Source organism: Cohnella sp. GbtcB17 (assembly GCF_019091135.1).
Taxonomy (GTDB): Bacteria; Bacillota; Bacilli; order Paenibacillales; family Paenibacillaceae; genus Cohnella.
In genome coordinates this window covers 71,302-86,295 of the sequence record NZ_JAGXJW010000002.1, presented here as the reverse complement: position 1 = coordinate 86,295, position 14,994 = coordinate 71,302, and the positions used below count along the sequence as shown (strand labels likewise).

11 protein-coding genes are annotated in these 14,994 nt (G+C 62.7%); 8 read left to right on the top strand and 3 right to left on the bottom strand.

All coding sequences use genetic code 11. The features are described 5' to 3' along the window. Positions 1-33: 33 nt before the first annotated feature. Positions 34-819, bottom strand: a complete 786-nt coding sequence (locus KVT38_RS01220) for a class I SAM-dependent methyltransferase (protein WP_217591861.1) — start codon at positions 817-819, stop codon at positions 34-36. A 448-nt stretch (positions 820-1,267) separates the two neighbouring features. Continuing rightward, complete coding sequence (locus tag KVT38_RS01215) at positions 1,268-2,488, bottom strand: MFS transporter (protein WP_217591860.1); 1,221 nt, start codon at positions 2,486-2,488, stop codon at positions 1,268-1,270. 194 nt (positions 2,489-2,682) lie between these two features. On the opposite strand from KVT38_RS01215, the gene KVT38_RS01210 reads away from it, so the two are divergent. Next, on the top strand, positions 2,683-3,270 hold the full coding sequence (locus KVT38_RS01210; protein ID WP_254638884.1) for a TetR/AcrR family transcriptional regulator: 588 nt from the start codon (positions 2,683-2,685) through the stop codon (positions 3,268-3,270). A gap of 138 nt (positions 3,271-3,408) precedes the next feature. Here KVT38_RS01210 and KVT38_RS01205 read toward each other — a convergent pair whose 3' ends face one another. Next, a complete protein-coding gene (locus KVT38_RS01205) occupies positions 3,409-8,244 on the bottom strand; it encodes an FG-GAP-like repeat-containing protein (protein WP_217591859.1) in 4,836 nt (1,611 codons plus the stop codon). Between the two features lie 209 nt (positions 8,245-8,453). Here KVT38_RS01205 and KVT38_RS01200 point away from each other — a divergent pair, with 209 nt between their 5' ends. The 7 genes from KVT38_RS01200 (at position 8,454) to KVT38_RS01170 (ending at position 14,762) form a co-directional block, all read left to right on the top strand. Continuing rightward, positions 8,454-9,563 carry an ABC transporter substrate-binding protein gene (locus KVT38_RS01200; RefSeq protein ID WP_217591858.1) on the top strand — a complete coding sequence of 370 codons (1,110 nt, stop codon included), beginning with the start codon at positions 8,454-8,456 and terminating at the stop codon, positions 9,561-9,563. Between the two features lie 67 nt (positions 9,564-9,630). Further along, a complete protein-coding gene (locus KVT38_RS01195; protein WP_217591857.1) occupies positions 9,631-10,560 on the top strand; it encodes an ABC transporter permease in 930 nt (309 codons plus the stop codon). Further along, complete coding sequence (locus tag KVT38_RS01190; protein ID WP_217591856.1) at positions 10,560-11,369, top strand: ABC transporter permease; 810 nt, start codon at positions 10,560-10,562, stop codon at positions 11,367-11,369. Before KVT38_RS01195 ends, KVT38_RS01190 begins: the two co-directional genes overlap by 1 nt. Then, complete coding sequence (locus tag KVT38_RS01185; protein WP_217591855.1) at positions 11,366-12,403, top strand: ABC transporter ATP-binding protein; 1,038 nt, start codon at positions 11,366-11,368, stop codon at positions 12,401-12,403. Before KVT38_RS01190 ends, KVT38_RS01185 begins: the two co-directional genes overlap by 4 nt. A 5-nt stretch (positions 12,404-12,408) precedes the next feature. Then, positions 12,409-13,194 carry a DeoR/GlpR family DNA-binding transcription regulator gene (locus tag KVT38_RS01180; protein ID WP_217591854.1) on the top strand — a complete coding sequence of 262 codons (786 nt, stop codon included), beginning with the start codon at positions 12,409-12,411 and terminating at the stop codon, positions 13,192-13,194. A 15-nt stretch (positions 13,195-13,209) separates the two neighbouring features. Next, positions 13,210-14,091: an alkaline phosphatase family protein gene (locus KVT38_RS01175; protein ID WP_217591853.1), complete on the top strand. Its 882-nt coding sequence runs from the start codon at positions 13,210-13,212 to the stop codon at positions 14,089-14,091. Between the two features lie 131 nt (positions 14,092-14,222). After that, a complete protein-coding gene (locus KVT38_RS01170; protein ID WP_217591852.1) occupies positions 14,223-14,762 on the top strand; it encodes an NADPH-dependent FMN reductase in 540 nt (179 codons plus the stop codon). Positions 14,763-14,994: the final 232 nt, after the last annotated feature.

Genomic DNA, 14,994 nt, shown 5'->3' with positions numbered 1-14,994 from the left:
ATCGGATACGGATGTTTAATCGGTGAACGCTGGTCAAGCGTCTTTCGGTTGCGGAAGCTTGACGGCGGCGATGCGCAAGCGGCTTTTATTGATCGTCCATTGACCGTCGCGATACAAAAACGGCATGAGCGCAGCTTCGACTTCGTCGTAGACGGCATCGAGTTCCTCTGGCGCCACGCCCGCGAAGAAGTAGGTCGCGAAGCTGTCCAGCATTGCTCTGATCCCCGTCGGCGCCTTAATCGGCGATAGCTGGTCGAAGTGAAGGGCGGACGTCACGCGAAATCCGGTTCGCTCGAGCAAGCCAGCATATTCGCCGATCGTCGGCAGATACCAGGGAATGCGCCCCTCCGCCTCGTAGCCGCGCACCGAGAGCGCCTGTCGGACCGCATCGGTCAGCGCCACGAGGTTGCCGCTGCCCGCGAACTCGGCCACGAATCGCCCGCCGTCCCGAAGAGCGAGCCAGACCGTGTGCGCCGTGGCCTCCGCGTTCCCGATCCAATGCAGCGCGGCATGGGAGAAAACCGCGTCGTACCGGACATCCGTCCGATACTTGCCGGCATCCGCGACCTGAAGATTGAGGCCCGGATGTCTTAGTCTTGCGTTTGCGATCGAATCCGCAGACAGATCTATGCCCGTCGGCACCGCTCCCGCAGCCGCGATTCGGGCCGTCAAGTCTCCGTTTCCGCAGCCTAGGTCGAGTATTCGCTCCCCGGGGGATGGCTGAAGAAGAGACAGGACTTCCGTGCCGAGTCTGGACTGAGGTTCCTTGCGCTGCGCTTCAGAGGGAAGATGTGAGTTGAGGTCGGGTCGGCTGGACATAGTCGACGTCCCCTTTCGATAAATTCGCTTTTTTAAAGACATTGAATATCCATAATAGATCTAAATAGAAGCGCACGTCAAGCTTCGTCGACAAACGGTCGAGCAAAAGTCCATAGAAGTGCAGGTCATAAACGAAATTCCGAGCAGCTCATGCACCGGCTGCTCCTGCTCGATTCGGAGGAAGAAGCGGAGCGGTCTGCCTATGCGCATATTCAGTGTCCTTCCTTCTGCGAGCTGATCATCGATCGATTGATGGATCCGGGGACAATCGCCGCGCGATCGAATTGGCTGAGCAATCGACAGATAGAAGGGGCTACAAGGCTGTCTGCGGCGCCATCACACGCTACAAAAAAATCGCCGGCGTGGCCGGGCAAGCGGAGGTCGTCTCCCGATTGAAGGCGGCTTACGGAAGACGGCCCGATTGCTTTGATGGACGAGCTGGCGAAGCTTAGTTAACGGCGGGTTTTGCTTCGAGCTCTTTGTGTCCTCTTTCGGTGAACGCATAGAGGATTGCGAGCAGCGGCAGTGCGGCGCCGATCAGCGAAGCGAGCTGCCAGCCGCCGTGCGCATACGCCCAGCCGCCAAGTGCCGAGCCGACAGCGCCGCCGATGAAGAAGATCGACATGAACAGGCCGTTTAAGCGGCCGCGCGCTTCGCTGCCGAGCGTATAGACGACGCGCTGTCCGAGCACGAGGTTGCCGGAGACGGCCATGTCGAGCGCGATCGCGGCGACGAAGAGCAGGACAAGCGAGGCGGTCGAGTGGCCGTGGACGATATGCGGGAGCAGCCAGGACACCAGCGCGACGCTCAGAGCCAGCCAGGTAAGCGGGCGGCTCCAGCCCTTGTCTGCCAGTCTGCCGGCGATCGGCGCGGCAATCGCGCCGCCGACGCCGACGAGCGCGAACCAGGCGATGCCCTGCTGCGACATGCCGTACGCGTCAGCCAGGTGGAGCGGCGCTACCGTCCAGAAGAGGCTGAAGGCGCCGAACAGAAAAGCCTGGTACAGCGCGCGGCGGCGCAGAGCCGGCGTTCGGGCGAACAGCGGCGCGAGCGAGCGGATCAGCCTGCCGTAGGAAACGCTGGGCGCCGGACGCCGCTCGGGCAACTTGCGCGACAGCAATGCGGCCAACAACGCAATGGCGACCGCCGAAGCGGCGAATACATAAGGCCAGCTCCAGATGCCGGCGATGAAGCTGGCGACGGGCCGCGCGAGCATGATGCCGAGAAGAAGTCCGCTCATCACGTTGCCGACTACGCGGCCCCTTTCGGCTTCGGAGGCGAGCGAAGCCGCGAAGGGCACAAGCACCTGGGCGACGACCGACGCGGTCCCGATGAGGAGCGACGCGGCCAGGAAGAGCGGCGCGTTCGGCGCGAGCGCTGCCGCGATCAATGCAGCGGTCGCAACGGCGAGCGATACGATCGTCAGTCTGCGATTCTCGACAATATCGGCCAGCGGGACGATGAACAGCAGGCCAACGACATAGCCGATTTGCGTCAACGTTACGATGAGACCCGCAGCGCCGGCGGACAGTCCCGTGGAGGCGCCGATCGGTCCGACCAGCGTCTGGGCGTAGTAGAGGTTGGCCGCGATGAGACCGCATGCCGCTGCCAACAGAATCGTCAACCCGCGGGAAAAGCCTCCGTCCTTCATCTTTTGTTCCTTACTCATCTTGCTTCCTCCGATCGGTACGTTCGTGATTTAAATAATGAACGTACAGTTTATTAATTGGTGATCTTATGATATACTGAACGAAGCGTTTTGTAAATAGGCGTTTCGTTTTTATTTCTGCATGATTTTTTGTATACTGAACGTATTGTATTTGAATGTTTAGAAATACCCGCTCGTATGAGAGAGAGGCGGTCATGAATATGGAAGAGCAGAACAAGCGGGGGCGGCCCCGGGATCCGAAGACACAGCAGGCGATTCTGTCCGCGTCGTACGATTTGCTGCTGGAGGTCGGCTTCGGCGCGGTGACAGTCGAGAAAATCGCCGAGCGGGCCGGCGTCAGCAAAGCGACCATCTATAAATGGTGGCCGAACAAAGCGGCGGTAGTCATGGACGGATTTTTGTCCGCCGCTTCGGCCCGACTGCCGGTGCCCGACACAGGCGACGTGTTCGAGGACATTCAGATCCACGCCGTGAACTTGACCCGTTTTTTGTTGAGCAAGGAAGGGAAGATCATCACGGCGTTGGTCGGGGAGGGACAATTCGATGCGGGCTTGGCCGAAGCGTATAGGAAGCGTTACTTCCAGCCGCGGCGGCAAGAGGCCAAGGGCATTCTGGAAAAAGGAATACGTCGGGGACAGCTTCGGGAAACGCTGGATGTCGGACTGGGCGTGGACCTGCTGTACGGGCCGATCCTTTACCGGCTGCTGGTGACGGGCGAGCCGCTGGACGACGATTATGTACGCCGGCTGGTGAAGAGCGGGTTCGAGGGGATTCGGGCGTAGCTGGAGGAGTAGATGGCGGGCGGCTCCGAGGGCGTGAAGCGGGCGAACGACTGTGGTTGAGCGGTAGATGTCTAAATATCGATCACACAAAAACGGGATTGGGCAGGAAATAAACCTGCCTAATCCCGTTTTTCGCAGTTAGTTAAGGAGTCTGGTCAATCGGACGAGGAGCGCCGCCGCTTCGGCGCGGGTCGTCGGCGCTCCCGGCTCGAAGCGATTGCCGCTTTTGCCGTTCATAATGCCGTGCATCGCGGCGGCAGCGGCATACGGTTTTGCCCAGAACGGGATGCTCGCGTCGTCCGCGAAATTCGTAAGGGCCTTCGGATCTGTCGTCCAATTCGCGGTTCTAACGAGAGTGGCTGTCATCTCGGCGCGGCTGATCGTCACGGCGGGGCGGAACGTGCCGTCCGGATAGCCATTCAGGATGCCGATGTCCGTCGCGGCGTCAATCGCCTCTCTGGCCCAAGCCGGAATGCTGGACGAATCCGCGTACCCGGAGATCAGAGCGATACCTTTGGCGTCCGACTTTAACCATCTAGCGGTCATGACGGCCCACTCGGCGCGAGTGACCGGGCTGTCCGGTCTATAGAGGCCGTCGGGCCCGCCCTTGACGAGGCCGAGCGCGCAGGCTTCGTTAATTTCCGCTTCCGCCCAGTGGCCGCGAATATCGCCGAAGCAAGAGACAACCGGAGGCTTGTCCCGGCGATTGATCGTCAGGTCGTAAGCGCGAATATTACCGTTGGCTGCCTGAACCTCGATCTGTACGACGTTCTTGCCCGGGGCAAGATCGATCGCGAGCGGGAGCTTGCCGAGGGCGCTCTGTCCGTTAATCCGCAAGATGGCGGCTGGAGAAAGAGGCTCGGCATTCAGCGTAATGCGCGACTCCGTGGTCGTTGCCTCATAGGCGTGTATGTCCATATCGAAGGCAGGCGTCAAGCTGACGGAGCCGGCATCGGTTTCGAGCGTAAGCAGCCGAAGTCTGGTCTCGCTCGAAGCTTCGGACGGCTGCGCAGTTTCAGGCCGAGGCAGCGTCGTGGCCGTAACCGTCAACGGGGCGCTTCGGTTGCCTGCAGCGTCGACGGCGACGATGGAAAATTCATACGCGGTCGAAGCGGCTAAGCCTTCGATATCGCGCGAAAGCGCGGCGGCGGTCAGGATGACAGGCGCTCCCGCGCCTTGCTTCAGCTCGTAATGGTCGACGCCGCCGTCGTCCTGAGCAGCAGGCCATGCGAGCCTAAGACTCTCGTAAGTGACGGCCGAGACCGATAGCGCCGCGTCGGCAGGCCAAGCAGGTGCGGCAATGTCAGGCGCGATGCTTTTCGTCAGCGTGATGGTGACCACTGCCGCCGCCGTGCGCGGCGATTCGGTGCCGGCGTCGTCGGTCGCCGTAACGACAAACTTGTAAGCGCCGGGCGCGAGGTCGCCGATATCGGCGGCCGCGACTGAGCCGTCGGCGGCGCTTGTGCCGAGCGCGATCGCCGCGCCGAGCTCGCCCGCATCGACGATGCCGTCGCTGTCGGCGTCGGTCCAGCGGTAGGCGCGCACGGTCGCGCCGGCGCGACCAATAGCGTCAGCTGCGCCAGCGAGCCTGTCCGGCGTGCCGGCGTAGTTGTCGACGGCCGCGAACTTGGCCGGATCGACCAGCGGCGAGGTCGTCACCGTCGCGGCGAGCGGCGCGCTACGGTTGCCGGCAGCGTCCACAGCGACGATCTCGAACGCGTACGACGTGCCGGCTGTCAGCCCACTGACGTCGTAGGAAACCGTCCCGGAAGCAGGCGAGGCGATCAAGCCTCCGTCCTGCTTCAGTTCATAGTGGTCGATGCCGCGATCGTCGTCGGCAGCGGGCCACGACAGCTTGAAGCCGGTACGCGTGACGTTCGCGTCCGCAAGCTCCGCGCCTGCCGGCCAGGTCGGGTCGGCAACGTCCGGCGCAAGTCCTTTCGTCAGCGTGACGGTGACGGCCGTTGCCGCCGTGCGCGGCGATTCGGTGCCGGCGCCATCGGTCGCCGTGACGACAAACTTGTACACGCCGGGCGCGAGGTCGCCGAGGTCGGCGGCCGCGACCGAGCCGTCGGCTGCGCTTGTGCCGAGCGCGATGGCCGCGCCGAGCTCGCCTGCATCCACGATGCCGTCGCTATTGGCGTCGGTCCAGCGGTAGGCGCGCACGGTCGCACCGGCGCGGCCGATGGCGTCAGCCGCGCCGGCGAGCGTATCCGGCGTACCGTCGTAGTTGTCGACGGCCGCGAACTTGGCCGGATCGACCAGCGGCGAGGTCGTCACCGTCGCGGCGAGCGGCGCGCTGCGGTTGCCAGCGGCGTCCACGGCGACGATCTCGAACGCATAGGACTTGCCGGCCGTCAGCCCGGCGACGTCGTAAGACAATGTTGCCGCAGCAGGCGAGGCGATCAGGCCGCCGTCCTGCTTCAGTTCATAGTGGTCGATGCCGCGATCGTCGTCGGCAGCGGGCCACGACAGCTTGAAGCCGGTACGCGTGACGTTCGCGTCCGCAAGCTCCGCGCCTGCCGGCCAGGTCGGGTCGGCAACGTCCGGCGCAAGTCCTTTCGTCAGCGTGACGGTGACGGCCGTTGCCGCCGTGCGCGGCGATTCGGTGCCGGCGCCGTCGGTCGCCGTAACGACAAACTTGTAAGCGCCGGGCGCGAGGTCGCCGAGGTCGGCGGCCGCGACCGAGCCGTCGGCTGCGCTTGTGCCGAGCGCGATGGCCGCGCCGAGCTCGCCTGCATCCACGATGCCGTCGCTATTGGCGTCGGTCCAGCGGTAGGCGCGCACGGTCGCACCGGCGCGGCCGATGGCGTCAGCCGCGCCGGCGAGCGTATCCGGCGTACCGTCGTAGTTGTCGACGGCCGCGAACTTGGCCGGATCGACCAGCGGCGAGGTCGTCACCGTCGCGGCGAGCGGGGCGCTGCGGTTGCCAGCGGCGTCCACGGCGACGATCTCGAACGCGTACGATGTACCGGCCGTCAGACCGGTGACATCGTAAGACAACGTCGCCGCAGCAGGCGAGGAGATCAGGCCGCCGTCCTGCGTCAGCTCGTAGTGGTCGACGCCGCGGTCGTCTGCGGCGGCCGGCCACGACAGCTTAACGCCGGTGCGCGTGACGTTCGCGTCCGCGAGCTCCGCGCCCGCCGGCCAGGTCGGATCGGCGACGTCCGGCGCGATACCCTTCGTCAACGTGACGGTCACGGCCGCCGCTGCCGTGCGCGGCGATTCGTTGCTCGCGGCGTCCTCGGCGGAAATGACGTACTTGTATGTGCCTGGCCCAAGGTCGCCGATGTCGGCGCCTGCGACAGAGCCGTCCCCGGCGCTCGTGCCGAGCGCGATCGCCGTTTCAAGCTCGCCCGCATCGATGACGCCGTCGGTGTCGTCGTCGTTCCAGCGGTAGGCGCGGACGATCGCGCCGGCTTCGCCTACCGCCGCCGCGGCGCCTGCGAGCCGATCCGGCGTGCCGCTATAGTTGTCGACGGCGGCGAACTTCGTCGGATCAAGGGTAGGCGCGGTCGTATCCGGCGCCTGCTCGTCCTCTTGAATAGTGACGATCGCACTCGTCTGCCCGCCAAGCGTGGCTCCGTTGGTCGGACCGGAGATCGTCACGCCGAACGTCCGGTCCGTACCGTAGACCGAATTGTCCGTGACCGGCACCGTCACGTTTTTCGACGTCTCGCCGGGGCCGAAGACGATCGTCGTGTCGACGGCGGTATAGTCGGTGCCCGCGACTGCCGAGCCGTCCGACGTTTGGATCCGTACTTTCGTCTGACCGTAGTCGCTGCCCGTACGGTTGACGGTCACGGTCGCATTCCCGCCGTCCTCAGCAACCGTAAAGGTCGGCGAGGAAAACGCCAGCTCGCCTTCGGCCAGACTGTTCAACAAGTTGAGGCTGACGCTGTTCGCGTAGGCCAAATCCGCCAGTCCGTCCTCGTTCAAGTCGGCAGCGGCCAAGAAGCCGATAATCGGCAGATCGATTGCCGATTGAAAGGTTCCGTCGGCGATGCCGTTAAGGATGGAAATGGAACTTGAGGGGAACTGGTTCATAACGGCAAGATCTTGACGGCCGTCTCCGTCGAAATCGCCCGCGGCGATGTCGAGCGGATGCGCGCCTGTAGGGTACTTTACGGCAGGCGAGAAGGCGCCGCCGGCCAAGCCGAGCAGGACGGCAGCGCCGCCGACGCTGCCGTTGTCGGCGGTCGCCAGATCGACGAACCCGTCGCCGTTGAAGTCTCCCGACACTAAGACCGTCGGGGTCTGAATGCCCCCGAAATCGCTGCGGTCAAAGGATCTGCTTCCTTTATTAAGCAGCACGCTGATGCTCCCCGAATTGTCGTTGGAGACGGCCATATCCGGATCTCCGTCCTTATCGAAGTCTCGAATGATGACGTCGTAGGGGTACGTACCGACAGGATAATAGACCGGCGCGGAATAGGTGCCGGCTCCGTTCCCGTACAAGACGGCCAATTGATGATCGTCGTGCGAAACGATCGCCAGATCGATGAAGCTGTCTCCATCGAGATCGGCCGCAGAGATTCCCGTTGGACCGTCGCCCGCCGTATACGCGATCCCCGGCTTAAACGTTCCGCCGCCGTTGCCGAGAAGGACCGTCACTTTATCGTCGCCATAGCTGGTTACCGCAATATCGGGAATACCGTCGCCGTCGAGTTGCGCGATTGCGATCTTTCTAGGGGAGACGCCTACCGGTTGGTATGCGGGTGTCGCTAGAAGCGTCCCGTCGCCGTTGCCTTTAAAGATCGCGATTCGATTGTTCAAAGAATCGCTCGCGACCGCGTCCAAGTGTCCGTCTCCGTCCAGATCGGCGAACGCGATATCGTTGATCGAACTGCCGGCGGGCAGCGTATACATGACCGCGCTTTGAAACTTCGGTCCCGCCGCGAACGCGCCGATCGGAGCTGCAGCCAGGGCGAGCGCCAGCGCTGCGGGCACGAGACCCGCTAGTTTTCTTTTCATATAAGGGCAAATCTCCTTCTGACAAAATATGCACTTTTTCAACATTATACTAGATTCGTCTTCGCGAGAAATCCCCCAAACGATTTAACAAATCGGCCCGGTTCGGATAATCCAGCGTAAATAGTACCCGTCTACACTCTAGGTGGAGAGAAAACAACAAGAATATAGACATAGTCCACAATAATCCACGCGGGAGTGAAGGGGAAACGATGAAAAACGCATTGAAGAGGAAATTGGCTGCGGGTCTTGTCTTATCCACGCTCGCGCTGCCGCTGGCGGCATGCGGAGAAAAAAGCGCGGACGGCGCGGAAGCGAGCGCCGCTCCGCAGCAGGAAATCTCGGTCGCCGACCTGGAGAAAAACGCGAAGGAAGAGGGCTCCGTCGTCAGCGTAGGCATGCCGGACACCTGGGCGAACTGGAAGGATACGTGGGCGGATCTGCAGACTAAATATGGGCTGTCGCATACGGACACTGACATGTCGAGCGCCGAGGAGATCGCCAAGTTCGATGCGGAAAAGGACAAGCCGACCGCGGACATCGGCGACGTCGGCATCGCCTTCGGCTCGGTCGCGATCGACAAGGGCGTCACGCAAGCCTATAAAACTTCGTACTGGAACGAGATTCCCGCTTGGGCCAAGGACAAGGACGGTCACTGGATCGTAGGCTACCAGGGCACGATCGGATTCCTGACCAACAAGAAGCTGGTCGCGAACCCGCCCAAGAGCTGGGAAGACCTGAAGAAAGGCGACTACAAGATTATCGTCGGCGACGTCACCAAAGCCGCGCAAGCCCAAATGGCCGTGCTCGCGGCGGCGATCGCGTTCGGCGGCAGCGAGACGAACATCGAGCCGGGCATCGCGTATTTCGAAGGCTTGGCGAAGGAAGGCCGTCTCTCCAACGCGGAAGCGAGCCTCGCCAACATCGAGAAGGGCGAAGTGCAAGTGACGCTGCTGTGGGACTTCAACGCGCTGAACTACAGCGATCAGCTCGGCAAGGAGCAGTACGACGTCGCGATCCCCACGGAAGGCAGCGTCGTGAGCGGGTACGCCACGATCATCAACAAGTACGCGCCGCATCCGAACGCGGCTAAGCTCGCTCGCGAATATATCTTGAGCGATGAAGGTCAGATCAACCTCGCCAAGGGCTACGCAAGACCGATCCGCGACAGCGTGAAGCTGCCGGAAGACGTGGCCGCGAAGCTGCTGCCGAAGGAAGCCTATACGAACGTGAAGCCGGTGAACGACTACAAGGCGTGGGAAGAGACGGCCAAGCAAATTCCGCAGCTGTGGCAGGAGCGCGTCCTCGTCCACATGAACTAATTTCTAACGAGGCGTCTTCGCACTTCGGCCGAAGGCGTCTCTCCGATCCGACAGGAGCGTGGCGCGTTTGAAACGAAGCAATCGGTGGATGTGGCTGGGACTCGTCCCCTTTTTGGCGTTGGTCCTTTTGTTTCAGCTGATCCCGGTCGTATCGATGGTGGCCGGCAGCCTGAAGCCCGAATCCGGCTCGGGCATTTCCTTTGGCTTCTATGCGCATATTTTGCAAAGCGCCTACTATATGCAGGCGATCAAGAACAGCCTGCTCATCTCCGCCGCGTCTAGCGCGATCGGCATCGTCGTCGGCCTCGCCTGCGCGTACGCGATCACGAGATTTCCTTCGAAAACGAGGGACCGGCTGCTGATGCTGTCCAACATGACGTCGAATTTCCAAGGCATTCCGCTCGCCTTCGCTTATATCGTGCTGCTGGGCAGCAACGGGGTGTTCACGCTCCTGTTCAAGCAGTGGGGCTGGAGCGTGTTCGCCGACTTTAATTTGTACAGCTGGTCGGGGCTCGTGCTCGTATACGTGTACTTCCAGGTACCGCTCGCGCTCCTGCTGCTGTACCCGTCCTTCTACGGCATCCGGGAGCAATGGCGCGAAGCCGCGTCGCTGCTGGGCGCGAGCCGCTGGCAGTTCTGGACGAGCATCGGCTTGCCGGTGCTGTCGCCCGCCGTGTTCGGCACGGTCGGCATTCTGTTCGCCAACGCGATGGGAGCATACGCGACGGCCTATGCGCTGGTCGGCGGCAACTACAATCTGCTGGCCGTGCGGATCGGCTCGCTCGTGGCGGGCGATGTCGTCAACCAGCCGCAGCTCGGCAACGCGCTCGCGGTCATTCTGGCGCTCACGACGCTGCTCGCCGTCTTTCTCAATCATAAGATGACCCAGCGCGCCCGGCGTCTCGACACCGTATTCGCCTCTCGCCCGGCTCGCAGACGCCGTTCTTCGCCGCAGCGCGCATGGACCGCGGCAGCCGCCGCCAAGGAGGAGCTGTAATGGACGCTACGACCAGGCGGGCGGGACCCGCGCATCGCGCGCTGCTGCTGCTGCTGATGGTTTATTTGCTGCTGCCCCTCCTGGCCACCTGCATCTATGCGTTCGCCCGGGAATGGCAGACGACGCTGCTGCCCGAGAGCTGGACGCTCGAATGGTTCCGTGGCATGTTCCGCGATCTTCGTTTCCTGGAGTCGCTCTGGACCTCGCTGTATCTGTGCTTGATCGCCGTCGCGATCAGCCTGCTTGTCATGCTGCCCGCGGTGTTCGTCATTACGACCTACATGCCGAGGCTGGAGTCGCTCATGAAGGGGATCGTCGTGCTTCCCTACGCGGTGCCCGGCGTCGTCGCGGCGGTTGGGCTGATCCGAGCCTATTCCTCCGGTCCGCTTAACATCTCCGGCACGGCCTACATTTTGCTCGGCGCCTACTTTGTCGTCGTGCTGCCTTATATGTACCAGGGCATCCGCAACAGTCTGCTGACCGTATCGGCAGGACCGCTGCTCTCCGCTGCGGAGCTGCTCGGCGCGAGCCGGATGCGCGCGTTCGCGACGGTCATTTTGCCGAATATTTGGCCCGGCGTGCTCGTCTCCGCGCTGCTGTCGTTCTCCGTGCTGTTCGGCGAGTTCGTACTGACCAATATGCTCGTCGGCGGGCAGATTCAGACGATCCAGGTGTACCTCTACCGGCGCATGGGCGAGAGCGGACATCTGGCCAGCGCCATCGCGATCACTTATTTTGCGTTTATCTTGATCCTGTCCGCCTTGCTCATGAAGCTGGGTCAAAAAGTGAACGGAGGCATGAAACGATGAGCGACTACCTGGAGCTGCAAGGCATCCGCAAGCGATTCGGATCGGCGAACGTGCTGGACGACGTGAACCTGCAAATTCGGGAAGGCGAGCTCGTGACGCTGCTCGGTCCTTCGGGCTGCGGGAAAAGCACGCTGCTGCGCTGCATCGCGGGGCTCGCGGACATCGACGGCGGGCGTATCCTGCTGGACGGCAAAGACATCGCCACGCTGCCGCCGCGAAGCCGGGAGATCGGGATGGTGTTTCAGGCTTATGCGTTGTTCCCGAATCTGACCGTCGGCCAAAATATCGAATACGGCTTAAAAATGCGGGGCATCGACAAGACGGCCAGACGGAACCGGGCGGAGGAGCTGCTCGCCGTCGTGCAATTGACGGACAAGCGGGACGCGTATCCCCAGCAGTTGTCGGGCGGGCAGCAGCAGCGTGTGGCGCTTGCGCGTTCTCTGGCCGTCCGGCCCAAAGTACTCCTGCTGGACGAGCCGCTCAGTGCGCTCGACGCGCAAATCCGCAAAAACCTGCGGACGGAAATAAGGGCGATCCAGCGCCAGTTTAACATGACGACGATCTTTGTCTCGCACGACCAGGAGGAGGCGCCGGCCTTGTCCGACCGCGTATGCCTGATGAACAAAGGGCGCATCGTTCAGGAAGGCTCGCCGGAGGCGATCTATACGAAGCCGCGGACCGAGTTCGTCGCTCGGTTCATGGGCAGCTACAACGTGCTTAGCCGCACGGATGCGTTCAAGCTGTTCGGCAAGGTCGACGGCGCGGCGCAGAGCTTCGCCATTCGTCCCGAGTCGGTTGTGCTGCTGAAGGGACGGACCGATTCGCCAGGGTCGGATCGGCGCATCGCGGAGGGCATGATTCGTTCCGTATCGATCCTCGGCAACGTCATCCGGTACGGCGTCGAGGCTGCCGGCGTGCGGCTCACGATCGACGCGCTGAACGACGGCCGCTCGCTGCCGCTCGCCGAACAGAGTCCCGTTCTTCTGGCACTCGACGAATCGCAGCTGCTGCATTTGGAGAAAGAAGGAGCTTAAGCGCGATGTCCATCTCGTCGGAAGAACGCAAGCGCGTCATCGTGGACCAACTGAAGCTGGACGGGCGGGTCAAGGTGCCCGAGCTGTCGCAACGCTTCGCCGTGTCGGAGGAGACGGTGCGCCGGGACCTGCTGCTGCTCGAGCGGGAAGGGCTGGCGAAGCGCGTGTACGGCGGCGCGGTGCCGAGCAAGCAGACCAACTACGAACCTCCGTATTTGCAGCGTCAAAAAGAGAAGGCGCAGGAGAAGGAGCGCATCGGCCGGGCGGCCGCCGCGCTCGTCTCGTCGGGAGATACGATCGCCATCGATGTGGGCACGACGACACTGGAGTTGGCCAAGGCGATCGCGGGCCGCGAGCGGCTCACCGTGCTGACCAACTCCCTGGCCGTAGCCTACCACCTCATGGAGTCGCTGAACGGTGGGCGGTTTACGGGCAAAATCATCGTCATCGGCGGCGAGCTGAACCCGGAGCAGCAGTCCATGTCCGGTACGATGGCCGAGCGGACGATCTCGCAATTTCGCGTCGATAAAGCCTTCATCTCGGTCGGCGGCGTATCGCCGAACCGGGGCATCAGCGATTACGATCTTGCCGAGACGGGCATGTCCAGGCGCATGGCAGAGGCGGCCGGTCAGACGATCGTGCTCGCGGACGATTCCAAGCTGAACAAGGAAGCATTCGTGGAGATCGTCCCGCTGCGGAGCGTCCATACGATCGTCAGCAACGTCGCCGCGCCGCGCGAGTGGACGCAGCTGCTGCGCGCCCATCGTTTGCAGTGGACGGTCGCCCATTAAAGGAGGAGAGCGTGCATGAATCCAACATCCCCGAAGCTCATCGTCGTCGTGCTGGACGGATTAAGATACGACGCCGCGCGCCGATACCTCGGCTACATGGAGCATCTGGCAGAGCAAGGCGAGGCGGTCTGCTTAAAAGTCCGGTCCGAGCTGCCGAGCCTGTCGCGCCCGCTGTACGAAGTGCTGCTGACCGGCACCCCCGCCGCGCAAAACGGCATCACGGCCAACCATATCGCGCGTCTCAGCCGCGAGCGCAGCGTATTCCATCTTGCCGCCGAAGCGGGACTCGGGACGGCCGCCGCCGCGTATCATTGGGTCAGCGAGCTGTACAACGCGGCTCCTTTCCGACCGCTTGCGGACCGTCACCAGCATGATGCGGACAAACCGATCCAGCATGGCAGCTTCTATTTCGAGGACCACTATCCGGACAGTCACCTGTTCGCGGACGCCGAGCATTTGCGCAAGGCGTACGACCCGCATTTTCTGTACGTTCATACGATGAATATCGATGACGCGGGCCACAAGTTCGGCGGCGAAAGTCCGCAGTACGAGGCGTCCGTGCGGGCGGCGGACGGCATGCTCGCTTCGCTTCTGCCCGAATGGCTGTCGCTCGGGTACAGCGTGCTCGTCACCTCCGACCACGGGATGAGCGCGTCCGGGCAGCACGGAGGCACGGCGGCCGAGGAGCGGAGCGTCCCGCTTTATTTGCTGGGGGACGCGCGCTTTATGCTCGAACGGGGACGCGGGGAATCCGCGCTGCCGCAGCTGCTGCTCGCTCCGCTCATGTGCCGCTGTCTTGGCATCGCGCCTACGCCTGCCATGGTCGACTTGCCGGAAGTGGCGTATGCATCGACCGCATCGTTTGCATCAACGGTATCGCCTGTATCGCGTGCCTAGTTGCCGTCCGGCCGACGCGGTATTCGCGAGTTCAGCTTTCAGGGAAGCTGCATAAATCGGACGGGCTTTGGTTAATCTTGGAGCTGGTGATACAATGAATTGAACCCATATTAGCCAAGGGAGGCAATCCAATGTTGAAAATCGGTATTATCCTGGGAAGCACGCGCGAAGGCCGTCTCAGCCCGCAGGTAGGCGAGTGGGTGAAATCGCTCGCGGACAAGCGCGGCGACGCCGAATACGAGATCATCGACATCGCCGACTTCAAGCTGCCGCTGCTCGGCGAGCCGGGCCAGGACGCATCCGGCGCAGCAGCATGGACGGCGAAGGTCGCCAGCTGCGACGGATTCGTGTTTATCGTGCAGGAGTACAATCACTCCATCACGGGCGCGCTTAAGAATGCGCTCGACTACGTGCGCCAAGAGTGGAACGACAAGGCCGCGGGCATCGTCTCGTACGGCTCGGTCGGCGGCGCCCGTGCGGCGGAGCATCTCCGCGGCATCCTCGGCGAGCTGTCGGTCGCGGACGTGCGCGTGCACCCGGCGCTCTCGCTGTTCACCGACTTCGAGAACGGCTCGGTGTTCAAGCCGAAGGACGTGCAGGCAACCTCGCTCGGTCAAATGCTGGACCAAGTCATTTCCTGGTCCACGGGCCTCAAGACGATTCGCAAGTAATTCGCTTCGCGACGCGAACAGAACTAGCTTGCCCTTGCCGGTCGATCCGGCAGGGGTTTTTGTTTTGCGCGGACAAGGGAGGGGCGAGGGGAGTCGTGGCCTTGGGCGGCTCAGCACGGATGCTCGGCTCATCCACCAGCACAGCTTCGTACAGTGCGATCCAGCCAGCGCGACCCAGCCCATCAAGGCCTCCCCCTGCGCGGCCCAGCACGGAATAAGGGTTAAAAGGCAG